The following is a 23,148-nucleotide window of genomic DNA, read 5'->3' as shown; positions in this document are numbered from 1 at the left end:
GATCAGCCACGGCGGATGCGCAAAAAGATAACAATGCGAGACATGAGTGACGGCCGGGTCATGGTCTTCGCGCCGGCGCCCCAGCTGACGGTGACCATCGAACAACACCACGACGAGCCTGAGTTGCACGTCCACCCGGGTGGCCAGGGCATCTGGCAGACCCGGATGATCACGTCGCTGGGTGCGCACGTGACGCTGTGCGCGGCCGCCGGCGGTGAGGTCGGCCGGGTGCTCAGTCCTCTGCTCTCCGACCTGCCCGGCGTCACGCTGCGCCTGGTCATGCGCGAGCACGGCAGCGGGTGGTACGTGCACGATCGCCGCGGCGGCAGCCGTCAGGAGATCGCCGAGCGGCCCGGAAACCCGCTGTCGAGGCACGAGCTCGACGAGCTGTACAACCTGACGCTCGCCGAGGGCCTGCGGGCCGGGATCGCGATCCTGAGCGGCCCGGCGCACCCCTCGGTGATCAAACCGGAGGTCTACGGCCGGCTCGCCGCCGACCTGCGATCCAACGGCTGCCGGGTGATCGTGGACCTGTGCAGCAAGCACCTGGCCGCGGTCCTGGACGCCGGTGTCTCGGTTCTGAAGATCAGCCACGAGGAGCTGATCGCGGACGGGACAGTGCCGGACGGATCCACCGCCTCCCTGACGAAGGCGCTCGCACATCTGCACGAGCGAGGCGCCGAGACGGTCCTGATCTCCCGGTCCGACGAGGGCGCTCTGGCCCTGATCGACGGCGAGATCTACAGCGTCGCGCTCCCCCGGCTGATATCGGCCGAGCACCGCGGGGCGGGCGACTCGATGACGGCCGGAGTCGCGGCCGTTCTCGCGCACGGCGGCCCGATGGAGGAGGCGGTCCGGACCGGCGCCGCCGCCGGTGCGCTGAACGTCACCCGGCACGGCCTGGGCACCGGGCACGTCGACGCCGTACGAGTCCTCACCGAACGAGTCGTACTGACTCCGATCAAGAAGGCATCATGAGTTCGATCTCGGGCAATCAGCCCCCGATGAGGATCCTGATCACCAACGACGACGGCATCGAGGCGCCCGGCATCCGCTGGCTGGCCCGTGCTGTCGCCCACGAGGGTTACGACGTGGTGGTGGCCGCCCCACTGAGTGAGTCCAGCGGCAGCAGCGCCGCGATGACAGCAGTGGTGCACGAGGGCAAGATCGTGTCGGAGCCGCGAGAGCTGCACGGCGCGAAACACATCCCGGCGTACGGGGTGGCGGCCTCGCCCGCGTACATCGTGCTGCTGGCGCTGCGTGAGGCGTTCGGCCCGGTGCCGGACCTGGTGGTCTCCGGGATCAACCGGGGCGCCAACGCCGGCGCGGCGGTGGTGCACTCCGGCACCGTCGGCGCGACGCTCACCGCCTCGCACGCCGGCCTGCGCGGCCTCGCCGTGTCCCTGGACGTGCTCACCCCGGCGGCCGCGTCAGCGTCCAGCGGAGGGGCCGCGATCGCCGCCCTCGACACGATCGACGACGAGCTGCACCACTGGGCCAGCGGCGCCGCGGTGGCGGTCCGGATCCTCCCGGCGCTGCTGCACACGCCGCCCGGGACGGTTTTCAACCTGAATGTGCCGGACCTGCATCTGGACGGCATCCGCGGGCTCCGGCAGGCGCACCTGGCCCGTTTCGGTCAGGTGCAGATGAGCATCGCCGAAGCCGGCGAGGGGTTCGTCCGGACGGCCGTGCAGGCCGCCGAGGAGGAACTGGAAGCCGGTAGCGACCTGGCAGCCCTCGCCGAGAACTTCGCCGTGGTCACCCCGATCCGGGCCCCGCACGAGGACACCGACATTCGCATCAATGTCGAAGCGGTCCGGGTGCAGAGCCCGGGGTTCTGACTGGTCTGTGCTGACGTCACGCGCCGGCGGTGGTCACCACGTCCTCGTAAGCCTGCGGCTCGTGGGGCTGCGGATTGCCGAAGAGACCGAGCAGACCGGTCACCCACAGCTGCCTGTGCGCGAAACGGCTCGGCCGCGTGACGACGAGTTTGACACCGCTGACTCCGGCGAGCTGGAAAGCGGCCACGAGGGCGCTGATCCCCACAGAGTCGATGAAAGTCACCTGTTGCATGTTGAGCTCGATCCGGCCGGGGCTGGCGTCAGAGAGCTGCGCACCCACCGCCTCGCGGATCTCGTACGCGTTCTCGACATCGATCTCGCCTCGCGGCGAGATTTCAATGGCCCCGTCGGCCAGCGTCGACGTCGTTATCGACAGCGTCACGCCTCTTCCCTCCACCCGCCCGGCTGGTCCAGGCGTTGTTCCTCTGTTCGTGGGTCAGCCAGGCCGGTTGAGAAGACCGGCAGGACTACCCCCGGAAGGTTCGGTGAATCCGTCCGAAAGGTTAGGCCCTGAACCTGTCAGTCGCCTGAGTGGCCCGTGTGAACGAGGTCAACAGTACTGCGGCCCGTCAAATCGTTTTCGAACCGTGATGCCGTCCATACCGGACGTTTGTCGAACTCCGATCCGGGGCATGCTGGCCTTGAAGGGCCATCGCAGGAGGTAGTGATGTCGTGGAGCAGGAAGAACCGGGCCGAGCGGACCGCGGAGCAGGCCTGGGAGTACCTCACCTCGGCCATGACGGCGGCCAGTGAGGGCGCCGGCACAGCGACCAACCTCGCCGGCAAGGCAGGTGACAAGAGCCGCAAGCTGGCCAAACGTGCCAGCAAGAAGAGCTCGTCGCTGGCGAACCAGGCCGGCGGACGGGTGAGTTCCGTCACAGACGAGGCGTGGGGCCGGGCGAACGCGGCGGCGAACGCGCTGGCCGGACGCAAGCCGTCCCGTCCGTGGGGCTTGATCGCCGCGATCGGGTTGATCGGCCTGGCCGCCGGCTGGGCCGCGGCCAGCACCGCACGGGCCGCACAGGAACGTCAGGCGGAGAACGAGGAGCTCGAGCTCGCCGAGACCGCCATCGTTGTCACCCCGACGTACGACGAGCGCTGAGGCTTTCAGGCCGTACCGGATGAGCGAAAGTGCCGGCTGGTCGCCGATCTGGCGGCCAGCCGGAGTGCTTTCCAGCACATTCATCGTCGTATCGGAGGGCCGCGGTGCGCTCCGGTGATCAACGCCGAGCGCGCGACACCCGGGAACCCAGGCTCAAACAGCTCATTGAGGACTCCGCGGCCGGTCCAAGGCCGCCGTCGCTGACCTCCCGCGCAGTGGCGGTGATCTGTACTCTTGAGCGGCATTCGGCTTCCCTCCGCGGCACCCTCTCGGGCCGCCCGATACAGATAAGGTCCCACTGGTGCTCAGTGCCGGAGATCTCCTGGACAACCGGTACCGGTTGGACGATCGCATCGCGACCGGCGGGATGGGTGACGTCTGGCGCGGCACCGATGCAGTCCTCGGACGCACGGTCGCCGTGAAGGTGCTGCGCACCGCGATGCTCGAGGATCCGGAGTTCGCCACTCGCTTCTACGGCGAGGCCCGGATGATGGCGACGTTCCGGCACCCCGGTGTCGTCGAGGTCTACGACTACGCGAGCGACGGCGATTTCGGCGGCCAGGAGAAGGTCGCCTATCTGGTGATGGCCTTCGTCGAGGGCGAGCCGCTGTCCAGCCGGGTGAAAGAGGGGCCGATCCCGGTCACCGAGACCCTCTCGATCGTGGCCCAGGCCGCCGACGCGCTGCACGCCGCGCACCAGGCCGGCATCGTGCACCGCGACATCAAGCCCGGCAACCTGATCGTGAAACCGACCGGCGCGGTCATCCTGATCGACTTCGGTGTCGCCCGGTCGGCGGCGCTGACCAGCGTCACCGGCCTCAACGCGATCGTCGGCACGGCGCTCTACATGGCGCCCGAGCAGGTCGCCAAGGGCGACCTCACACCAGCCACCGATGTGTACGCGCTAGGCGCCGTGGCGTACCACTGCATCGCCGGACGCCCCCCGTTCGACGGGGAGAACGCGCTCCAGGTCGCGCTGCGTCACCTGGAGGACGAGCCGCCACCGCTGCCCGACCACGTGCCGGTCGAGGTGCGTCACCTGATCGCCAAGGCGATGGCGAAACAGCCGTCGGACCGGTTCCAGAGCGCCGCCGAGTTCGCCGAGGCCGCCTTCGCCGCCGCCGGGCCGATGGACTGGAAACGTCTGACCGGCACGGCCATGGTGGCCCCGCTCAGCCCGGCCGCGCCGACCCGCGCGGTGCCGCGTCCCCGCAACTTCCCGCCGCAGGCGCCGGTGGGCCCGCCTCCGGTGCCGTACTCCGCGGCCCGGCCGTCGCAGCCGCTCGCCCAGCGCGGGCTGATGTTCGCGATTCTCGCGCTCTTCGCGCTGGCCGGCACCCTCGGAGTGGTCTTCCTGCTCAACCCGACCGGCGACAAGGAGCCGACGACCTCACCCACCCAGCAGAACGAGCAGGTGGTGGTGGAGCAGTTCCCGACCGAGGCGAGCGAGGAGGCCGAGCCGTCGACCGAGGTCACCAGCCGCCGGCCGGTGAAACGGTCGCGCAGCGCGTCGGCGAGCCCGTCACCGTCGCTGTCGTCGGCCTCCCCGACGCCGAGCGAGACGACTCCGGCGACGACCGACCCGACCACCCCGGCCACGACGACGCCGACCACGGTGCCGACGACCGTGCCGACCACGACGGCGCCGGAGGAGCCCGAGGAGCCGGAGCCCACGGTCACCACCACCACGACGACCGGGACCGGCGGCGGGGGCACCGCCCCGTAATCCTCAACTCGTGAGGGCCTGCGCCGATGAGCGGGACGGTTGCAACCGTGCCGCTACCTGGAAGGTCCTCACATGACAGAAGCTCCACCGTGGGCGGTCACCCCGGCACCGGTCCAGAACGAACTGGCTGCGCAGCCGTTCGGTGGCGTCGTGCCTCCGTACGGCTCACCGGAGAACAAGCACGGTCAGCTGCTGGTCCGGTTCCCGGGCGAGGTGCACGGCTCGGCCCGCCCACCGGCGCCGTCCTGGCGGCCGGTGGTGGGCTGGACGTTCTTCCTCAGCGTCCTCGGCGTCATCCCGGCGATGCGGCGCTCCGGCCGGGCCCGCAAGTACGGGCGGGAACGCGCACCGTACTGGATCGCGTTCGGCGCCACGCTGGTGATCGCTACCGCGTTCTGGTCGGCGCTGGCGTACCGCGTGGCCCTGCCGGCCTATGCCCACTTCGAGGAGAAGTCGCTGACCGCCGCCCTGGAGGACACCATCCTCGACGACGGCCGGATCGCGAAGTCGGTGGGCGCGACCGTCTCGAACCCGCAGTGCACGCCCGAGGGCGACCGCGGCTCCGACGGCCTGCGTACCTATGTCTGCACGTTCACCCTTGTCGCGGACGGTGAGTCCACGTCGCTCTTCGTGGATGCGGACCTCAACAGCAACTGGGAGATCAACGACTGAGCGTGGGGCCCGGTCACCCGGGCCCCACGGGATCAGAACGTGATCGGCACGCCCGCGCGGACGAGCTGCCAGTTCTTGACGTAGAAGTCGGCCGGGTCGATGGCGCCCTTGGCCTGCGCCCAGTCGATCAGGAGCTGGCGGATCTCCTGCTGCGCGTTGTAGACCTGGGTCTTCACGATGCCGGGGAAGCTGCCGCCGCCGGAGCGCCGGTAGTTGTTGACCGCCACCACGAACTGGGCGTCCGCCGCGACGTCCACGCCGGCGATCTGCAGGCGGGTGATCCGGCTGCCGACCGGCTTGCTGATGTCGATGTCGTAATCGACGCCGGAGAGGACGTCGTAGTTGTAGTCCGGCACCGCCGGGTCGCTGATCGTCTCGGTGTTCACCGGGGCGTCCGCCGCGAGCGTCACGAAGTACTTCGCCGAGTACTCCAGGTACGCCTTCACCTCGGCCCCGGTCAGCACGACCGCTTCCAGGGTGTTGTCGTAGATGTAGAGCCCCGCGACGTCCTTGATCTTGACTTCACCCTGCGGGAACACCGCGGTACGGCTGAACGGCGCGGCGATCGAGAGGACCGGCAGTGACGCGTACGCGGTGCCGGCCAGCGCCGCCGTGACGGTGTCGGTCTGCACCTTGTTGATGTAGTCGAGGATCGGGGTGTCCTCGTACCGGGAGGTCGCCGCGGAGAGCGTCTCGGTGGAGTTCGCGACCGGCTGGTTCACGTACGCCACGGTCTTCTCGTGCTGCTTCTTGACGACCGCGAGCACCTTCGGGTCGGCCTCGACCGTGTTGGTGTTGAGCATGACCGCGGCGCTCGTCGTGATCTTCCAGTCGCCCTTGTCGCGGACGATGTCGAAGTCCATCTTGGTGAGGCGCTGGCCCCACTTCGACGGCTCGGAGAGCAGCACCTGCTTGCCGGTCTTCAGGTTGGCGACGAACCGCTGCGGCACCTCACGGTGCGCGTGACCGAAAAGGATCGCGTCGATGCCGGGCACCTGCTCGGCGATCATCGCGGTCGGGTTCTCGTTGGGCAGCTCGGTGCCGTAACTGGACGTGCCGCTGTCGCCACCGTGCGCAGAGATCAGCACGATGTCGGCGCCGCGAGCCCGCATGATCGGCACCCACTTGGCCGCCGAGGCGATCATGTCGGTGAACTCGATCTTGCCCTCGACGTTCGCCTTGTCCCAGATCGCCGAGCCCGGGTTGGTGAGACCCAGGATGCCGACGCGCAGCGTCGGCGCGTGCTTGCCGAGCGAGACCTTCTTGATGATGTACGGGGTGAACGCCGGCTTGCCGGTCTTCACGCTGATCGCGTTCGCGGCGAGGGCCGGGAAGCCGAGCTGGCGGATCCAGAGGTTCAGCAGCGGCAGGCCGTAGTTGAACTCGTGGTTGCCGAGCGTGACGGCGTCGTAGTGCAGCACGTTCATGGCGCGGGCCATCGGGTGCTTCTCACCGGTCGAGGTGATCGGCTCCTGCTTGGCGTAATAGGTCGCCAGGGGCGTGCCCTGGATCGTGTCGCCGGCGTCGAGGACCAGCACCGGGCCGGTCGCTTCGGCGCGAAGCTTGTTCACCAGAGCGGCAAGCTTGGCAACACCGATGTCGTTCTTCGCGCTGTCGTCGTACTCAGCGTCCTTGTAGTAGTCCCAGTTGTAGACGTTACCGTGCGTGTCCGACGTGCCGAGCACAGTGAGCCGGTAGGTCGTCGAGGCGGGGGGCTTGTGGCCGCCGGCCTGTGCCGCTTCCGAGACCATGAGGGGCGCGGCGACGGACGCCGCGGAGGCGGCGAGCACACCACGGCGCGATATGCCGGAGAGAGGGGTCATTCCCCGCACCTTAACGGCCGATACGGGCATCGGTCGATCGGTGACACGTTGCGTGGAGATCAAATCTGCTCCAACGCCGGGATACCCAACAGAAACATTCCACGATGGAGGGTCCGCGCGGTGTGCTCGGCCAGCGCGAGCCGGCTCGCGCGTACCGCACCCTCCGACCGCAGCACCGGACACTTCTCGTAGAAGACCGAAAACGCCGCTGCGAGGTCATGCAGATAACCGGCCAGCCGATGCGGCTCCCGCGCCTGAGCCGCACCGCGCACGGCCGGCTCCAGCCCGAGCAGCGCAAGACCAAGAGCACGCTCTGCCGGCTGCGTGATCATCACCCTCCCCGGCTCGCCGCCGGCTTTCACCGACAACGAGCAGATCCTTGCGTACGCGTATTGCAGGTACGGTCCGGTGTTCCCGCTGGTCGCCAGCATCCTGTCGACGTCGAAGACATAATCGCCCCGCCGATCGCCGGACAGGTCGGCGTACTTGATCGCGGCAAGCCCGATCTCCGGGGCCGACGCCCGATCCACCGCCTCGTCCAGCAGGTCGGCGAGCCGCAGCGTCTCCCCCGCCCGGGACTTGAGCATCTTGCCGTCGGCACCGAGCACCGAGCCGAACCCGATGTGCTCGGCGCTGACCGATTCCGGCAACCATCCGGCCGCCCGGGCCACGGCGAAGATCATCTGGAAGTGGGTACGCTGCGGTGCTCCGACGACGTACAGCAGCTCGTCGGCGCCGAGGTCGCGTACCCGATGGTGGAGAGCCGCGAGATCCGTCGCGGCGTAACCAAAACCGCCGTCGCCCTTGCGCACGATGAGCGGGACCGGGGCGCCGTCCTTGCCGGTGAAACCGGCAGGAAAGGCGCAAAGCGCGCCGTCGCTCTCCACAAGCAGGCCCTTCGCGCTCAGCTCGGCCACGACCCCGGCAAGATCATCCTGATAACCGCTCTCCCCCGCGAAATCCTCGGGCCCGAGCGTGACACCGAGCCGGTCATAGACGGCCAGGAATTCCTCCTCGGACCGCTGAACCAGCCGCCGCCACAGCTCACGGGTGTCCGGATCGCCGGATTGCAGCGCCACCACCCGCAGCCGCGCCCGGGTCCGGAAGCCCTCATCAGCGTCGAACTCGGCCCGAGCAGCACGATAAAAAGCGGTCAGATCACCGAGCGAATGGTCGCCGTCCACACCCTCCGTGGAGATCAGATGCTCGATCAGCATCCCGAACGGCGTACCCCAGTCACCGAGATGATTGACCCGAATCACTTCGTGCCCCTGCCAGTCAAGAAGCCTGGCCAGCGCATCCCCGATGATCGTGGACCGCAGGTGCCCGACGTGCATCTCCTTGGCGACGTTCGGCCCGGAGTAGTCGACAACGATTCGCCGCGGCGTCTTTGTTTGCGCGACACCGAGCCTGTCATCGCCGGTGAGCGCGTCCAGCGAGGCCACGATCAGATCATCAGAAACGGTCAGATTGAGAAACCCAGGCCCGGAGACGGCGACCTCGGCGAGACCGCCAAGGTCCGCCTTCCCCGCCACTTCAGCTGCGATTTCCCTCGGCGGCCTCCCGAGGGTACGCGCAAGCCCCAGCGCCGCCCCGGACTGAAAATCCGCATGCGGCGACACCCGGACGGCGGGCTCGGTGGGGACACCGGCAACCGCTTCAAAAGCAGGCTCAAGCCGGTCATGCAGAAGGCGTTCAAGATTCACAGTCGACCCCATCACGAGAAACGAGACGGGTCGGAGCACAGGCGCTCTCCAGCACCGGCGGGCAACGACCCGCCAGCAAAAAGCCAAACTTCAGCGGCGGCCAGAGAGAGACCGGCGTCGCACACCAAAGCAGCACATGCGCCGAACTATAACCACGCGCCCTGACCCCCGCTCCCCCTTTTCCACCCACCCCTACCTCGGCCCCACCCCAACCCCGCACCACCGTCTCCAGCCAGCCGTCCAGCCATCCGACAAGCAGCCGAATAGGCGACACGGCGACACAGCGACACGGCGATCAGGCGACACGGCGGCCAGGCGGCCAGGGCGGCCAGGCGGCCAGGCGGCCAGGGCGGCCAGGGCGGCCAGGCGGCCAAGGCGGCCAAGGCGGCCAGGGCGGCGATCTTGTGGACTTGCGCCGCCCGGGCAGCCACAGCCGCACAAGATCTGTGAAGCAACGTCCCAACGGGGGCGTGGAGGGCCGAGCCCGCGGCCGGCCGAACCCGGCAAGTCGTGCGACCCGGCGCCGGCTCCGAATCTTGAGCGATTTTCTACCGCCGAGTGTGCAAAGTCGCTCAAGATCCGGGGCGGTGGGCGGACCTTGTGAGGTTGGGGCGGTCCGGGCGGCGCAGCCTCACAAGATCCGGGGCGGTGGGCGGACCTTGTGAGGTTGGGGCGGTCCGGGCGGCGCAGCCTCACAAGATCCGGGGCGGTGGGCGGACCTTGTGAGGTTGGGGCGGTCCGGGCGGCGCAGCCTCACAAGATCCGGGGCGGTGGGCGGACCTTGTGAGGTTGGGGCGGTCCGGGCGGCGCAGCCTCACAAGATCCGGGGCGGTGGGCGGATCTTGTGAGGTTGGGGCGGTCCGGGCGGCGCATCCTCACAGGATCTGGAAACGAGCAGGCCACACACGGGCGGGGCGGATGGGCGCGGGCTGGGTGGGTTAGTGGGGGGTGTGGGCTATTCGGGTCATTTGGGGCCATAGGAGGATCAGGAAGATGGCTGAGCCTGCGAAGGCGACCCAGAAGGGGGCGGCTATGCCGTAGTGGGTGGCTATGGTGCCGCCGAAGGCTGAGCCGATCACCAGGCCGCCGTAGACGCAGATCGTGTTCACGCTGCCTACCCGGCCTTGCAGATGCGACGGGACGGCTCGCTGGCGGACCGTGGTGGAGGTCGTGCCCCAGACGAAGGCGTGGGCGCCGAAGATGAAGAAGACCGGCATCGCCACCCATGGTGATGTTGTCGCGGCCAGGGCCAGGTGTACCAGGGTTTCGATCGTCAGGCCGATGCGCATCAGGTTGCCCAGGCTGATGCGGGCGGTCAGCCAGCCGTACAGGCCGGTGCCCAGGATTCCGCCTACCGCTGAGACTGTCGTGATCAGACCGAAGCCGATCGCGCCGAGGCCGAGTTGAACGCTCGCGTAGAGGACCAGGACCGACCAGGCCGCGCCGAAGGTCAGGTTGAAGATCAGGATCGTCAGGCAGAGGGTACGCACCGGCGGGTGGTGCAGCACCCAGCGGAAACCCTCGGCGATGTCGCGCCACACACTGGCCGAACCGGCCGGCTGCCGCTCGCTGCCGGCCGCGCCGTCCGGCCCGTCGAGCGATGCCGTCGCGCGGCCGTGCGGGGGCAGAACCACCCGCGAGACCAGGAGCATGCCGGCTGTCACCAGGGCGGCTTCGGCTACCAGCGGCCAAGCTCGGCCGGCCGCGAAGACCGCCGCGCCGATGGGTGGGCCGGCCAGCTGGTTCAGGGTTATGAAACCCGTCTGCAGGCGGGCATTGGCGAGACTCAGGTCGTCGCGGTGGACAAGCATCGGGGTCAGCGTGCCGGTGGTGTTGTCGGCGAAGACCTCGGCTGTGGCGATGAGGCCGAAACCGATCAGGGCGCCCTGCACCGTCAGGTGGCCGGTCGACAGCAGGGTGACCATCGCGGCCAGCACGACCAGGCGCACCGCGTTGGCCAGCAGGATGATGCGGCGGCGGTCGTGCCGGTCGGACAGGACGCCGGCGAAGAGGCCGCAGATCAGGGGTGGCGCCCAGGACAGCAGGGCGGCCAGGGAGATCAGGAACGGGTCGCGGGTGAGTGACGCCACCAGCAGCGGGCCGGCGGCAACCGCGATGCCGTCGCCCAGGTTGGTCGTCCAGGAGGATGCGAGCAGCCAGCGGAAACCGGTACCGAGCCGTGCGGGCAGGAGGGTCTGGATCAGCGTGCTCACAAGGGGTGCACCCTACGTGCCCGCGGCGCTGGATACGATCGAATTATGACCGTCGCCTGGGAGCTGACCGGCGCCGGCGTGATCCGGCTGCCATCGGGCCGGCTGGTCCGGGGCCGGGGTCTGCGGGACCCGATGCCGTCCGGGCACCCGCCGCAGTTCGGGGTCTATCTGCTCGGCTCGGCGCCGCCCGAGTTCGGCTGGACCGCCGAGTGGGTTCGGTGGCCCGACTTCTGGTTGCCGGCCGATCTCGCGTACGCACGAAGGGTCTTGATCGAAGCCCTGCGCCGCAGTGAGGGTGAGCGGGTCGAGGTGGCCTGCGGCGGAGGCCGTGGCCGGACCGGGACCGCGCTGGCCTGCCTCGCCGTGCTGGACGGTGTCGCGCCGGGTGAGGCCGTGGGGTTCGTGCGGCGGAACTATCATCCGCGGGCGGTGGAGACGCCCTGGCAGCGGCGGTTAGTCGAGCGGTTCTCCTGAGGAGTCCGACGGCGTCTCCCGGGCTTTCCGGATCTCGGCGGCCAGCTTGACGGTCTCCTGGTACGAGCGCCAGGCCAGCCAGACACCGGCAGCCGCGAGCGCCGCGGCGGTGACGCCGGCCAGTTGATCGGCGAGTGCCGGACCGAGCGCGGCCACCGCCATGATCAGGGCCAGGACCGAGAGCAGGACCAGGCCGCCGGTGCGGATCCACCTGTTCGACAGGCTGCCGGCGCTGGTGACCGAATCCGTGCCGCGCGCACGCAGCACGAGGTGGACGACCCCCTCGACCAGCAGGATCACGCCGGTCACGAAGATCGGGATCTGCCACGCCTGCAGTCCGGTATCGATCATTGCAACGCCTCCCGCAGGTCCTCGACGAACCGCTGGGTGAGCTCCTCGCCGCGGTACAGATAGGCGAAGGTGTGGTCCTTGAAGGCACGGGCGAAATCGGGGTATCCAGGATGGATCGGGCGGGGGCGAGCCGCCTCCACCGCAGTGCGGATCGTGCTCACGTGCGGAGCCACCGCTTGGACGCCGGCGTCGATGTAGGCATCCAAGCCGGGCGGCGCGAACCCGAAGGACGCCAGCAGTTTCTGGGCCGGCTCGTCGGTCAGGAACTGGATCACCTGCTCGGCCTCCTCGCGGTGCGGCGAGTCCTGGGCCACCGCGAGGCTCTGCCCGCCGAGCACACCGGTCGGCAGTCCGCTCAGGCGGATCTCCATGGTGCCGGCCTTGCTGCCGCGCTCGGCGCGGTCCACCGACGGGAACCAGACCGGCCAGTTACGCATGTAGCGCAGGTCGCGCACGTTGTAGGTCCGGAGAGTCGTCTCCTCGCTGGACTCCGCCAGGACGCGGCGGCGGCGCAGCGCGTCGGCGAGCGGCGCGAGCGCGGTACGCCACTGCCCGAGGCTGAACGAGACCGTGCCGGCGGCGTCGAGGATCGCGTCGTCCTGAGCGAGCGCCTGCTCCAGCACGTTGATCACGAACGCCTCGTCGGTGGCGATCCCGTCGGTGTTGAGCTGCGCCGTGAGACTGCCCTGGGCGAGCACCTCACGCATGCTCGGCGCGAGGTCGGGTGCGCGTTTGTCGGTGATCCGGCGGTACAGCATCCCGACGTCGGTGTTGAACGGGATCGCCCAGAACTCGTCCGGCGAGTTCTCCACCCGGCACACCCGGCGCACCGGTTCGAGCAGGGAGATGTCGTTGCGCGGCACGACCGGCGTGATCCGTCCGGCCCGGGCGAACCTCGGGATGTGAATGACGTCGAGGTTGTAGATGTCGGCCCGGGTCTCGGTGAATTTCGCGTATTGATCCATGGTGGAGCTGTTGACCTCCACCACCTCGATGGTGATGTCCGGGTGGAGGCGGTTCCACATGCTGACCAGCAGTTGCCGGGCACCCGTCGGGTCGGCGCCGGTGGCGAGAACGAGCGTGACCGGCTCGCTGCGAGTGAGCAGGTAGCCGGTCGCGGTGGAGAGCATCCCGGCGGTCAGTGCGCCTGCGACGAACGACCGCCGGGAGTACAGCTCCACCATGTGATCCAAGTTACTCGATATCAGGCTTTCGCCGGGGGTCGCCAGACCGTGAAGTCCTCGACGTGGAAGTGGCTGGCCACGGTGCGAAGAGCAAACCAACCACTTCGGTACGGGTCAGCGTCGGTGTAGTCGAAGACCAGCTGACCGTCGCTGTAGTACCGGATCTTCTCGCCGTCCACCGCGATCTTCACCTTGATCGGGGTGTTCGCCTCGATCAGCGGCGACGTGTAGTCGTAGATCAGCGGGCGGTTGCCCTTCTCCCCCACGTACTTGCGGAACCGGGTCGTGGTGTTGAGGTTCGCGCCCTGGCCCACGTAATACGTCTTGAGGTAGTCGTACTCGGCGAAGCCGCCGCTGCGGGTGGTGGCGAAGATGTCGTCGGGGGAGCGGGCGTCGCGGGCGTTCCAGAACGAGTTCAGGTCGGTGACCAGGTCGTTCGGGCCACCGGCGGAGATCGGCGTGGCGGTGTACTCGATCTCGTAGGGTCCGTCGAGTTCCTGCTTGAGCCAGATCGTGGCGCCGTTGGGGACGTCGATGTCCAGGATCCCGTTGGCGGCGTTGACAGTGCCACCGCTTTGGAGCTCAGCCTGCCATTTGCCCGAATTTTTCACGAAATTATCTGATGCGATGATCTGCCAGGCACGGGTAACGCCAGCGGTCGTCTGGATTCGAGGCTTGGCCGGCGGGTTGCTGCCGAACCCGAAGTAGAAATCGGTGAGCGTCGACTGCAGGTAACCGCGAACCGTCCAGCCCAGCCGGTAACCCGGGTTGTGAGCCAGGGTGTAGAGCTTCACGTTCGTCGGGATGTTCGTGGTGAACAGCCGCAGCGCGGTGTGATCGCTGGTCTCCGCGAAGTACTCCTCGCGCCAGTCGCCGAGGATGTCGCCGTAGAACGGGACCGCGTTACGCCACGAGGAGACGACGCCGGTCGGCTCGAAGATCTTTGTCGAAACCGACTTCTTGTAGTTCCACTTCTCCACGTACGTGCTGTCCAGCAGCTCGGAGCCCTTGTCGCCGTCCCACCAGATGCGGAAGTTCACGCTCGGCGTGGTCTTCGACAGCTGGGTGCCGTCGACGCTCCACACTCCGGCGCCGGGCAGGTCGGAGTTGGCGGTGGCCGCCCAGAACTCGTACCCCTCGTGCGTCGGGTCGATGTCGGCGGTGGTGCCGCGCGGTACATCCCAGAGGGTCGCGTCCTGCGGGACGTCCGGGTGCGAGCCGGTGATCAGGCGCTCGCCGGTCGAGGCGTCGTAGTAGTACCAGGGGAAGTTGGTGAAGACACCGCCCTCGGTCTGCTGGATGGCGTAACCCTCCAGGCCGGGACGGTTCGGGTCCAGGTCACCGATGTGGAACCGGTCGCCGTGGATCGACTGCGGCACCACGTAGCGGAAGGTGCCGTCGCTGTTGACGACGTAGTTGCCGTCCGCGATCTCGTCCTTGCCGTCCTGGTCGAGGTCGATGATCCGCAGCTGGTGGAAGCTGGTGCCCGGGTCGGTGCCGCGGATGTACTTCCACCGCTGGGTCAGCTCACGCCCGTCGTAGTCCCACGCGGCGAACAACACCCGGAAGTCGCCGCGCTTCGCGCCGATCCGGACGACCTGCTTGGTGATCAGGCTCGGGTGCACACCGTCCAGGTACGCGATGCCGTACTGGCCGCCCGAGGGCCCGTCGGCGGCGAAGTCGGCGGCGACGGCGGCGCGGGAACGCTCCACGCCGGTCCAGCCGTCGATCACCGAGACGAACTGATCGAGAGCCCCCGCCTTGATCACCGCGCCGTCCGCGAAGGTGGTCCCGTTCGCGGTCTTCACGAAGACCTCCGAGCGGCCGTCGCTGTCCACGTCGAAAACGGTCACGTTGTCGTCGTTGCGGTAACCGGCGACCTCGCCGTACCCGCTGATCGCGGCGAGCGGCGGGTCGTTCGCCGCGTTGCCGCCCTGCCGCACGTAGGACGCGGGGCCGAGGTCGACCCGCCACAGGTTCTCGCCGGCGAGCGTGTACGCCTCGATGTAGTTCGGCTTGTCCAGGTCGTACGAGAGCCGGGCGACCACGATCTCGTAGCGCCCGTCGCCGTCCAGGTCACCGGGCCAGGCGTGCTGGACGTAGTAGTTGGGCGCGTCGAGCAGCGTGATGTCGCCGGGTGTGATGGCCGGGCCGCTCGGCGCCTGCTCCTTGTTCTTCACGATCGCCCGGACGGTGTAGATCCCGGAGCCGGCCGTGGTGTCGGTGAAGTTCGTCGACTCGTCGATCGGCTTCTTGTTCAGGCGCTTGGTGCCCTTGTAGACGTTGAACTCGACGTTGTTGCCGTATTCGGTGCCGAGCAGTCGCCAGCTCAGGAAAGTGCCGCCACCGGTCGCGGGCACCGCGACGAGCCCGCGATCGAGCGACTCGACGATGCGCCGGGTATCAGGAGAGGTGCCGGGAGAACCAGCCGAGCCACCGGCGTACGCCGGAGCGGTAAGGAAGCCGGCGGCCAGCGTGAAGCCGGCGGCGGCGGCGAGTGCGCGTTTCATGGGCCGGAAGTTAGGGGGCCACTGTGTATCGACGTTTGCACAAGTTTAAACGTGATCGACTCTGTGACCACGTTCGATGAGGTGAGGGCTTTTCCGCGCTGCAAAGGGTGACGGGCGCTACACCCGTACCCTCGCTTCTCGATCTTTGGGAAAGAGCGCGGGATCGAGGGCCGTGACAAGCGAACCGAGAAGGACCACCAGGTGATCGTCGATCTCCAGGCTCGCGATGCGCGATTTCATCTGCTGCGACACCCGCTCGTGCAGACGGCGGCCGCGGGCCGCGAGATGGACGCGGATGCGCCGGCGATCCACATCGTCACCCCGGCGGTAGACGAGGTTCTCCTCGGCGAGCTGGTCGATCAGCCGGGTGAGACTGCCCGGCGGCAGGAAGGCCAGTTCGGAGAGCCCGGTCATGAAGTGACCCTTGCCGTCCGCCAGGACCTGCAGGACCCGCCAGGCGTCCGGCGTGCAGTGCTCCGCATCGAGGATGTCGGACAGGTGCCGGGCGAGCAGGCGCTCGGCACGGTTGAGCAGGTACATCAGGTCGTTCGGTCCCCGCATCGAAGGGATGTTACCGAAGCTCTACAAAGTTCGGCCACGATAAGGCCATGCGGCGGCCGACCACCTTCGATGTGGCGCTCGTCGTGCCGCTGCGGGGACCTGCCGGGATCTTCGGTCCGAGCGCGGAGTCCTGCGCTCAGCTCGCCGCCGAGGAGATCAACCGATCCGGTGGCGTGCTCGGCCGTGAGCTACGGCTGATCCCGGTGGACGGTGGCGCCCCACCCAAGGTGGTCGCGGACGAGGTGGCCGCGCTCGTCGGGACCGGCCGGGCGCACGGCGTCACCGGCTGGCACATCTCGTCGGTCCGGCAGGCCGTCGCGCCGCGGGTCGCCGGCCGGGTGCCGTACGTCTACACCGCGCTCTACGAGGGCGGCGAGCGGGCTGAGGGGATCTTCCTGACCAGCGAGACGCCGGACGTCCAGCTCTTCCCAGCGATGCGCCTGCTGGGTGAGGAGCGAGCGGCCCGCCGGTGGTACATGATCGGCAACGACTACATCTGGCCACGCCGCACCGCCCTGGCCGCCCGGGGGTACGCCTCCGGCGCCGGCCTGAACGTCGTCGGCGAGAGTTACGTCCCGCTCGGCACCCACGATTTCACCGGCACGCTGTCGGCGATCGAGCACTCGGGCGCCGACGCGGTGCTGATGCTGCTGGTCGGCACGGACGCGGTCCGCTTCAACCGGGCCTTCGCCCGCTCCGGGCTGACCGGGCGCTGCCTGCGCCTGAGCACGCTGATGGACGAGAACATGCTGCTGGCCAGCGGCGCCACGGCGACCGCCGATCTGTTCAGCACGGCCGGCTTCTTCGCTTCGATGATCACCCCGGAAAACCTGGACTTCCACGGTCGTTACGCCCGCCGGTTCGGGGCCGAGGCGCCGCCGCTGGGCAGCCTCGGCGAGTCCTGTTACGAGGGTGTGCTGTTGCTGGCGGCGCTTGTCGAGCAGGCCGGCGCGGTCGACCTGCGCGCGATCGGCGCGAACGCCGAGTCGGTCTCGTACGAGGGACCCCGCGGATTGTTGCGGCTGCGCCAGCGGCACGTGAACCAGCGCATTTACCTGGCCGAGGCCCGTGGCGTCGAGTTCGACGTGATCACACAGCTGCCCTGACAGACGTGATCCGCGGATCATCCCTCCTCGGCGAGCACCTTCTCCACCTCGACGCGCAGTTCCTGGATCTCGGTCTCGATGGTGTGGTGCTCGCTTGAGGTGTACCGCAGGATCGAGCCGGCCTCCTGGAGGCTCGGCTTCGCACCGGGCTGCACCGCGATGTTCAGCTTCGTCTTCCACACCCGCTCGGCGGCCTTCGTCGCGGCCGCGTCGATCTGGGCGGAGAGCCACTTCTTGTCAGCGTCGGTCAGTGCCACGGGGATGTCCTCCAGTCGCCACGACGAGGTGTCGGCCTCGCGCTTCGTCTCATAACTCGCACTGAAGTGCGCATGCTCGGTGTGCGGGCTGGCGCCGGTGTAGGCACGCTGTTTCCAGCTGTTCGACGCCTCCCAGATCCGGCGGTTGTAGATGATGTAGCGCAGCCGTTTCTCGGCGCCACTGCGACACCGGCGCAGAATGTGCTGCACGACTATTTCCATGGTCAGGCTCGGCGTACGCAGATCGTCGTCCGCGTCGAACGCGTGCACCTCGTGCTTGGAGTCCGCGTCGTGGATCGGCACCGAGCCGACCTCGTCGTCGTTGTGATCGGAGACGCTGGATTGATGCGCCCGGTCGCCGATCGTGCCGTCGCTGGACTTGTCACGGCCGGGGGCGATGGTGTTCAGCTCCGAACGCAACCGCACCAGGCATGGCACCAGAACCCAATCCGCCATCACGGGGTCCTCTCAGCGCTGTCGTCGGTATCGATATGCCTTTTGCTGACTCCCCCGCGTGCAGGGTCAATATTTACCGTTGAACCGCGTCAGCAAAACGCTCCGAATAGGTGAGAGGCCACTACTCGGGGTGAATGAACACGTGAAATCCCTGGTGGCAGGGACGAGGCGAGAACGTGCCAACGTCGGCGGCTGTGACACGGGTCACCAGGTGAAACGTCCGGGATACACCACATCGGCCAATTCGTTCTGTCCCTCGACGTTCGGGTGGAAGTAGTCGATCTCGTTCACCAGGTCCAGGGTGAATCGGACCTCGTGCGCCCGGCCACCGTCCCACCGGCACTTCTTCCCGTACGCCTTGCACGCCTTGCGCAACTGCGTGTTGTACGCGTCGATCCGGTCCCGGACGGCCCGCCTGCGCTCGGCGTCCGCGCTCGCCGTCGACGTCGGATCAGCAAGCATCGACGGACAGATCCGGCCCTCGCTCCAGACGCCGGCGGCCTGCTCGTCCTTGTGGCCGACCTCCCAGAGCCGGTACAGGTCCGGGATGCTGACCATCAGCACCCGCGTCTTGGGCAGGCCTTTCTTCAGCCGGGCCAGGCCGCGGTCGACCTCCTCGCGGAACCGCCGCACCGGCGTCATGTTCTCCACCCGGCCGGCGCAGGCGTCGTTCGCGCCGATCAGGATCGTCACGTACTGCGCCTTGGCGTCGACGGCCCGGTCGGCCTGCCCGGCCAGCGCGTCCGCCTCGGCGCCCGGCTCGGCGAAGTTGTCGGCGCGATTCTTGATCTTGGAGTTCTCGTCGAGGATGCGCCGGTAATGGCTCTCCACCGCGGAGCCCGAGCCGGTCGACCAGGAGTTGCGGCCGCACGCCACGAACGCCAGGCAGCTGCCGACCCCGGCGGTGATCGAGTCACCGAGGGCTGCCATCGAGGCCGGATAGGCCTTGATGACCGGCCGGGAACTCTTCGACGGCTCGGGGGCGGCCTCGCCCGCGCCGTCACAGGCGATCGCGACGACGGCCAATATCACGAGTACCACGACGTGCCAGCGGCGAATCATAGTCACCGAACGATATGACAGGTTCCGCATTCATGCACAGAGCCTGCTGATGATTGGCATAGCTTTCCCTCAGAATCTCTTTCTAACTTGCTGGGCCGTGGGATTTCCGCATTTCCGAGGGGACCAGCACCATGATCTACGCCTCCACCAAACTGAACGAGCCCGTCGACGCGAAGGTCTTCGTCGATTCCACAGGCAAGCGGAAAAAGATCCTCATGATTTCCGGAATCGCTGCGGCGGCGGCAGCCGTGCTCTATATCGGCGTCGTGGTGTCCAGTTTTGTTCAGTCGCCGTCGGCGGATCTGACCACCAGGGCGACCGTCTCCAGGACGGCCGCCTCGACTGCACCCGCCGGGCCTCGCTGAGCCCGGGATGCTCCCGCCGCCCAAAGGCCTGATCCCGCCACCCAAAGGCCTGCTCCCGTCACTCGAAGTCGGCGAACAGCTTCGTGAACGCGTAGTCGGACTGCGAGATGCCACTGCACTGCCCGCTGAGCTCGCCGTCGCCGCAGTCGCCGTTGTCCCGGTTGACCGACCAGAACCGGACGAATCCCAGACCCTTCTCCCGCGCGAAGGCCAGCACGGTCCGCGCGTTCGCGACGGTAGTGACCGGTCCGGTGTCGTTCACGCCGATCATCGGGGTGACGCCGAGCATCGCGTACAGCTCGGACTCACTGCGGCCGGGCCAGACCTTCGCGAGGTCGGCGTGCACCGCCTCGGTCGCCTCGGTCATCGCGTCGCCCCAGCCGCTGTCGTAGCTGAAGTTCATGGTCATCGCGTTGACGGTGACCTCGACGCCGGCGTCGGCGAGCGTCTGGAGCAGCGCGACGTCCTCGTCGGTGAGCCCGGTCTCGGTGCCGCCGACCGGCAGCGTGAGGCTGATCTCGGTGCCCTGCCCGGCCTGCAGCGCCGCGAGCGCCTCGGCCACGGTCCCGTAATCGACGTCCTGCTCGATGTCCACGTCCAGGTGATTGCTCCCGGCAACGTCAAGAGCTTTTCGGTACGCCTGAGCAAGGTCGCCCGCCGAGCACACGTTCTCCAGATAGGTGCCGGTCGCGCCACCCGTGGAGACGATCGCCTCACCACCGATGTCGCCGATCGCCTCGATCTCGTCAGCCACCGTGCTGCTGTCGATCGCCGTCGTGCCACCCCAGGTCGGCGTGCAGGTGCCCTCGGCGTCGGCCAGCACGAAGGCGAGCGAGAAATCGGTGAGCCCGGTCTTGGAGTGCACCTCCTCGAGATCAGCGGTTCCGCTGACGATGTCGACGTACGGCGCCACGACCGGCCCGGCGTCCTGTTCTGCCGCGCTCGCCGTGGCGGTGCTTTCCGGGATGGCGGTCGCACTCGCGCTCGGCGAAACGGTGGCGCCGGCACTGGAACTCGCGCTGGGCGAACCGCTCGGCGACGCCTCGGCACCGAGCGAGCTGGCATTGGACGAGTTCGCATTGGGCGCGTTGGCGGCCGATGCGGAGGCGACCACGGACGGCCGGGGCTGTGCCTCGGCCTCGCTGCTCTTACAGGCTCCGGTGAAGAGCAGCCCGGCGACCACCAGGCCGGCAAGGGGACGACTTATGGGGTGCATACCGAGATAGTTGCATTTCTCGGTCATATCAAGCTTTAACGATAAACGCCTAAGCGATCAATCCGGACACAGCAGGCACACATTCAATGCCCGTTTCGACCCGTAAACAACGGAAGGAAATGCCACTGAACGACGATTCTTGTGTCTTGGCTCACACGACCGGCAGGCGCAATTCGGCGCCGGCCGGCAGTAAAACGTGAAAGGGAAATGCGTGAGTGTCTACACGTCGGAGAAGGCGAAACCACCAAAGGGTTCGCCACCGATCCTGCGACGCATCCGCGCGCCCGAACCCCGATGGGTGATCTTCGCGGTGCTGCTCACCCTGTTCGCCAGCATCCTGCTCGTGAACGGCCTGGTCGAGGGCGAGTTCACCCAGGACGGCGCGATCGAGTCGACCGCGGATACCGACCAGGTCCCGGATGAGGCGCTGAACGGCGGCCCGATCATCCAGACCGACGGCACCACCACCACGACCGTCGACGCCGGGGCGAAGCAGATCGTGCTGACCTTCGACGACGGCCCGGACCCGGAGTACACCCCGGAGATCCTGCAGGTGCTGGCCGAGTACCACGTGCCGGCCACCTTCTTCATGATCGGCTCGGAGATCAGCAAGTACCCCAGCCTGGTCCGGCAGGTCGTGGACGCGGGCCACGAGATCGGCATTCACACCTTCACCCACCCCGAGATGTCCGGCAAGAACGACTGGCGGCGCTCGGTGGAGATGCAGGAGACCCAGTACGCCCTGGCCGGCGCGGCCGGGGTGACCAGCGTGATCTTCCGGCCGCCGTACTCGTCGACGGTCGCGGCGCTGGACAACACGAACTGGTCCGTCATCGAGGAGATGGGGCAGAGCGGTTACCTGACCGTGGTCAACGACCTGGACAGCCGTGACTGGGAAGCCGGCGTCACCATGGACGACATCGTCGAGGCGGTCACCCCGGACGACGGCGCCGGCGCGGTCCTGCTCTTCCACGACGGCGGCGGCGACCGGTCCAACACGGCCGAGGCGCTCGCCACGGTGATCCCGGCGCTGCAGACGCAGGGTTACACGTTCACCACTGTCGCGGCGCTCAGCGGCATGGCGACGGTCAACCCGAAGGCCACCGCCCAGGAACTCGTGGTCGGCACCGGCCTGGTCGGCGCGGTACAGATCGCCCGGAACACCACGATCGGGTTCTCCTGGCTGCTGCTCGCCTTCGGTGTGCTCACGGTCGGCCGGCTGACGCTGATGCTGGCACTGGGCCGCCGCCACGCGAACCGGCACAAGCATGGCAGACGGCGCGCGAAGGGGGTGGCGCCACACACCTGGGGCCGGCCGTACACCGATCCGGTCACGGTGATCGTCCCGGCGTACAACGAGAAGGAGTGCATCGCCGACACCGTGCGATCCCTGGCGGCAAGCACCCACCCGATCCGGATCATCGTGGTGGACGACGGCTCCACCGACGGCACCGCGGAGATCGCCGAAGGGCTGGGCTATCCGAACGTCACGGTCATCTGGCAGCCGAACAGCGGCAAACCGGCAGCGTTGAACACCGGCATCGCCGCGGCCGACACCGAGGTCGTGGTCATGATGGACGGTGACACCGTCTTCGAGCCGGACACCGTACGCAACCTGGTGCAGGCCTTCTCCGACCCGGAGATCGGCGCGGTCGCCGGCAACGCCAAGGTCGCCAACCGGAAGGGCCTGATCGCCCTCTGGCAGCACATCGAGTACGTCGTCGGCTTCAGCATCGACCGCCGCGCGTACGACGTGATGCGCTGCATGGCAACCGTCCCGGGCGCCATCGGCGCCTTCCGCCGCTCAGCGTTGCAGCAGGTGAACGGCCTGTCCGACGACACCCTGGCGGAGGACACCGACCTGACGATCGCGATGATCCGAGCCGGCTGGCGAGTGGTGTACGAGGAGCACGCCCGCGCCTGGACCGAGGCGCCGACCACGATCTCGCAGCTCTGGCGGCAGCGCTACCGGTGGAGTTACGGCACCATGCAGGCGATGTGGAAGCACCGCCGCGCCCTGGTGGAGAAGGGTGCCGGCGGCAAGTTCGGCCGCCGCGGCCTGCTGAACCTGCTGATGTTCCAGACCCTGATGCCGCTGCTCTCGCCGCTGATCGACGTCTTCCTGATCTACGGATTCCTCTTCCTGGACCCGTTGCAGACCGCGATCGCCTGGCTGACCATGCTCGCCATCCAGATGATCAGCACGGTCTACGCGTTCCGGCTGGACGGCGAGAAACTCAAACCGGTCCTGATGGTCCCGTTGCAGCAGTTCGTCTACCGCCAGCTGATGTACCTGGTGCTGATCCAGTCGGTGCTCGCTGCCGTCGGCGGCATCCGCCTCGGCTGGCAGAAGCTGCACCGGGCCGGTGGACTGAGCGCCCTGCTCGGCGCCCGGACCCCGTCAAGCTGAGAGAAGGGCCGCCGCCCTGACCCGACGGCGGCCCTCACTCCCTGTGGAACTAACGCGACACTCCGCCGAACGGTGCGAGCACAGTGCACGACGAAGCTATGGCGATCACCACG

20 protein-coding genes are annotated in these 23,148 nt (G+C 68.1%); 9 read left to right on the top strand and 11 right to left on the bottom strand.

Translation table 11 applies throughout. The features are described 5' to 3' along the window. Positions 1 to 33 precede the first annotated feature (33 nt). Together ACQP2E_RS06710 and surE are read left to right on the top strand one after the other, a co-directional pair. Entirely contained in the window at positions 34 to 978 is a 945-nt protein-coding gene (locus ACQP2E_RS06710; protein WP_433828986.1) for a 1-phosphofructokinase family hexose kinase, read from the top strand. Further along, positions 975 to 1,841, top strand: coding sequence for a 5'/3'-nucleotidase SurE (surE, locus tag ACQP2E_RS06705; RefSeq protein ID WP_245972455.1), 867 nt, complete (start codon positions 975 to 977; stop codon positions 1,839 to 1,841). The genes ACQP2E_RS06710 and surE overlap by 4 nt, the downstream gene beginning before the upstream one ends. A 16-nt stretch (positions 1,842 to 1,857) precedes the next feature. Here the strand turns inward: surE and ACQP2E_RS06700 are convergent, their stop codons facing one another. Continuing rightward, complete coding sequence (locus tag ACQP2E_RS06700; RefSeq protein ID WP_433828985.1) at positions 1,858 to 2,223, bottom strand: STAS domain-containing protein; 366 nt, start codon at positions 2,221 to 2,223, stop codon at positions 1,858 to 1,860. A gap of 285 nt (positions 2,224 to 2,508) precedes the next feature. Here ACQP2E_RS06700 and ACQP2E_RS06695 point away from each other — a divergent pair, with 285 nt between their 5' ends. The 3 genes from ACQP2E_RS06695 (at position 2,509) to ACQP2E_RS06685 (ending at position 5,341) form a co-directional block, all read left to right on the top strand. Continuing rightward, the gene (locus tag ACQP2E_RS06695) at positions 2,509 to 2,943 is read left to right on the top strand and encodes a hypothetical protein (RefSeq protein ID WP_433828984.1); all 435 of its coding nucleotides are present in this window, start codon (positions 2,509 to 2,511) and stop codon (positions 2,941 to 2,943) included. A 301-nt stretch (positions 2,944 to 3,244) separates the two neighbouring features. Beyond that, positions 3,245 to 4,669 carry a serine/threonine-protein kinase gene (locus ACQP2E_RS06690; RefSeq protein WP_433828983.1) on the top strand — a complete coding sequence of 475 codons (1,425 nt, stop codon included), beginning with the start codon at positions 3,245 to 3,247 and terminating at the stop codon, positions 4,667 to 4,669. Positions 4,670 to 4,741: 72 nt separating this feature from the next. Then, positions 4,742 to 5,341 carry a hypothetical protein gene (locus tag ACQP2E_RS06685; protein WP_433828982.1) on the top strand — a complete coding sequence of 200 codons (600 nt, stop codon included), beginning with the start codon at positions 4,742 to 4,744 and terminating at the stop codon, positions 5,339 to 5,341. 32 nt (positions 5,342 to 5,373) lie between these two features. Here the strand turns inward: ACQP2E_RS06685 and ACQP2E_RS06680 are convergent, their stop codons facing one another. From ACQP2E_RS06680 to ACQP2E_RS06670, 3 genes are all read right to left on the bottom strand, one after another. Beyond that, positions 5,374 to 7,164 (bottom strand): bifunctional metallophosphatase/5'-nucleotidase, encoded by a 1,791-nt coding sequence (locus tag ACQP2E_RS06680; protein ID WP_433828981.1) that lies wholly within the window; start codon positions 7,162 to 7,164, stop codon positions 5,374 to 5,376. Between the two features lie 59 nt (positions 7,165 to 7,223). Continuing rightward, complete coding sequence (gene argS, locus ACQP2E_RS06675) at positions 7,224 to 8,870, bottom strand: arginine--tRNA ligase (protein WP_433828980.1); 1,647 nt, start codon at positions 8,868 to 8,870, stop codon at positions 7,224 to 7,226. 938 nt (positions 8,871 to 9,808) lie between these two features. Further along, the gene (locus ACQP2E_RS06670; protein ID WP_433828979.1) at positions 9,809 to 11,083 is read right to left on the bottom strand and encodes an MFS transporter; all 1,275 of its coding nucleotides are present in this window, start codon (positions 11,081 to 11,083) and stop codon (positions 9,809 to 9,811) included. Positions 11,084 to 11,128: 45 nt separating this feature from the next. Between ACQP2E_RS06670 and ACQP2E_RS06665 the strand changes: the two genes are divergently transcribed. Continuing rightward, positions 11,129 to 11,557: a protein-tyrosine phosphatase family protein gene (locus tag ACQP2E_RS06665; RefSeq protein WP_433828978.1), complete on the top strand. Its 429-nt coding sequence runs from the start codon at positions 11,129 to 11,131 to the stop codon at positions 11,555 to 11,557. On the opposite strand, the gene ACQP2E_RS06660 is transcribed toward ACQP2E_RS06665, so the two are convergent. The 4 genes from ACQP2E_RS06660 to ACQP2E_RS06645 form a co-directional block, all read right to left on the bottom strand. Next, complete coding sequence (locus ACQP2E_RS06660) at positions 11,537 to 11,908, bottom strand: hypothetical protein (RefSeq protein WP_433828977.1); 372 nt, start codon at positions 11,906 to 11,908, stop codon at positions 11,537 to 11,539. The two genes, ACQP2E_RS06665 and ACQP2E_RS06660, sit on opposite strands and share 21 nt — an antisense overlap. Continuing rightward, positions 11,905 to 13,092, bottom strand: coding sequence for an ABC transporter-binding protein (locus ACQP2E_RS06655; protein WP_433828976.1), 1,188 nt, complete (start codon positions 13,090 to 13,092; stop codon positions 11,905 to 11,907). Before ACQP2E_RS06655 ends, ACQP2E_RS06660 begins: the two co-directional genes overlap by 4 nt. A gap of 20 nt (positions 13,093 to 13,112) precedes the next feature. Continuing rightward, positions 13,113 to 15,602: a DUF6250 domain-containing protein gene (locus ACQP2E_RS06650; RefSeq protein ID WP_433828975.1), complete on the bottom strand. Its 2,490-nt coding sequence runs from the start codon at positions 15,600 to 15,602 to the stop codon at positions 13,113 to 13,115. 117 nt (positions 15,603 to 15,719) lie between these two features. Then, on the bottom strand, positions 15,720 to 16,163 hold the full coding sequence (locus ACQP2E_RS06645; protein ID WP_433828974.1) for a MarR family winged helix-turn-helix transcriptional regulator: 444 nt from the start codon (positions 16,161 to 16,163) through the stop codon (positions 15,720 to 15,722). 47 nt (positions 16,164 to 16,210) lie between these two features. On the opposite strand from ACQP2E_RS06645, the gene ACQP2E_RS06640 reads away from it, so the two are divergent. Further along, positions 16,211 to 17,269: a substrate-binding domain-containing protein gene (locus ACQP2E_RS06640; protein ID WP_433828973.1), complete on the top strand. Its 1,059-nt coding sequence runs from the start codon at positions 16,211 to 16,213 to the stop codon at positions 17,267 to 17,269. 17 nt (positions 17,270 to 17,286) lie between these two features. Here ACQP2E_RS06640 and ACQP2E_RS06635 read toward each other — a convergent pair whose 3' ends face one another. Beyond that, positions 17,287 to 17,982, bottom strand: coding sequence for a hypothetical protein (locus ACQP2E_RS06635; RefSeq protein ID WP_433828972.1), 696 nt, complete (start codon positions 17,980 to 17,982; stop codon positions 17,287 to 17,289). Positions 17,983 to 18,186: 204 nt separating this feature from the next. Next, complete coding sequence (locus tag ACQP2E_RS06630) at positions 18,187 to 19,044, bottom strand: GDSL-type esterase/lipase family protein (protein ID WP_433833798.1); 858 nt, start codon at positions 19,042 to 19,044, stop codon at positions 18,187 to 18,189. A 131-nt stretch (positions 19,045 to 19,175) separates the two neighbouring features. Between ACQP2E_RS06630 and ACQP2E_RS06625 the strand changes: the two genes are divergently transcribed. Continuing rightward, positions 19,176 to 19,409 (top strand): hypothetical protein, encoded by a 234-nt coding sequence (locus ACQP2E_RS06625; RefSeq protein ID WP_433828971.1) that lies wholly within the window; start codon positions 19,176 to 19,178, stop codon positions 19,407 to 19,409. Positions 19,410 to 19,467: 58 nt separating this feature from the next. On the opposite strand, the gene ACQP2E_RS06620 is transcribed toward ACQP2E_RS06625, so the two are convergent. Continuing rightward, a complete protein-coding gene (locus ACQP2E_RS06620) occupies positions 19,468 to 20,625 on the bottom strand; it encodes a chitinase (RefSeq protein ID WP_433828970.1) in 1,158 nt (385 codons plus the stop codon). Positions 20,626 to 20,836: 211 nt separating this feature from the next. On the opposite strand from ACQP2E_RS06620, the gene ACQP2E_RS06615 reads away from it, so the two are divergent. After that, entirely contained in the window at positions 20,837 to 23,035 is a 2,199-nt protein-coding gene (locus ACQP2E_RS06615; RefSeq protein ID WP_433828969.1) for a bifunctional polysaccharide deacetylase/glycosyltransferase family 2 protein, read from the top strand. Positions 23,036 to 23,148 lie beyond the last annotated feature (113 nt).

The organism is Actinoplanes sp. CA-015351 (assembly GCF_050955685.1).
Classification (GTDB): Bacteria; Actinomycetota; Actinomycetes; order Mycobacteriales; family Micromonosporaceae; genus Actinoplanes.
Note: the sequence above shows the minus strand (reverse complement) of the source record. Positions and strands in the feature narration are given on the sequence as shown.

Coding starts and splice junctions, on each gene's coding strand:
- ACQP2E_RS06710 (WP_433828986.1), top strand. CDS start 34: ATGCGAGACATGAGTGACGGCCGGGTCATGGTCTTCGCGCCGGCGCCC.
- surE (WP_245972455.1), top strand. CDS start 975: ATGAGTTCGATCTCGGGCAATCAGCCCCCGATGAGGATCCTGATCACC.
- ACQP2E_RS06695 (WP_433828984.1), top strand. CDS start 2,509: ATGTCGTGGAGCAGGAAGAACCGGGCCGAGCGGACCGCGGAGCAGGCC.
- ACQP2E_RS06685 (WP_433828982.1), top strand. CDS start 4,742: ATGACAGAAGCTCCACCGTGGGCGGTCACCCCGGCACCGGTCCAGAAC.
- ACQP2E_RS06680 (WP_433828981.1), bottom strand. CDS start 7,164: ATGACCCCTCTCTCCGGCATATCGCGCCGTGGTGTGCTCGCCGCCTCC.
- ACQP2E_RS06665 (WP_433828978.1), top strand. CDS start 11,129: ATGACCGTCGCCTGGGAGCTGACCGGCGCCGGCGTGATCCGGCTGCCA.
- ACQP2E_RS06660 (WP_433828977.1), bottom strand. CDS start 11,908: ATGATCGATACCGGACTGCAGGCGTGGCAGATCCCGATCTTCGTGACC.
- ACQP2E_RS06655 (WP_433828976.1), bottom strand. CDS start 13,092: ATGGTGGAGCTGTACTCCCGGCGGTCGTTCGTCGCAGGCGCACTGACC.
- ACQP2E_RS06650 (WP_433828975.1), bottom strand. CDS start 15,602: ATGAAACGCGCACTCGCCGCCGCCGCCGGCTTCACGCTGGCCGCCGGC.
- ACQP2E_RS06645 (WP_433828974.1), bottom strand. CDS start 16,163: ATGCGGGGACCGAACGACCTGATGTACCTGCTCAACCGTGCCGAGCGC.
- ACQP2E_RS06640 (WP_433828973.1), top strand. CDS start 16,211: ATGCGGCGGCCGACCACCTTCGATGTGGCGCTCGTCGTGCCGCTGCGG.
- ACQP2E_RS06635 (WP_433828972.1), bottom strand. CDS start 17,982: ATGGCGGATTGGGTTCTGGTGCCATGCCTGGTGCGGTTGCGTTCGGAG.
- ACQP2E_RS06630 (WP_433833798.1), bottom strand. CDS start 19,044: ATGATTCGCCGCTGGCACGTCGTGGTACTCGTGATATTGGCCGTCGTC.
- ACQP2E_RS06625 (WP_433828971.1), top strand. CDS start 19,176: ATGATCTACGCCTCCACCAAACTGAACGAGCCCGTCGACGCGAAGGTC.
- ACQP2E_RS06620 (WP_433828970.1), bottom strand. CDS start 20,625: ATGCACCCCATAAGTCGTCCCCTTGCCGGCCTGGTGGTCGCCGGGCTG.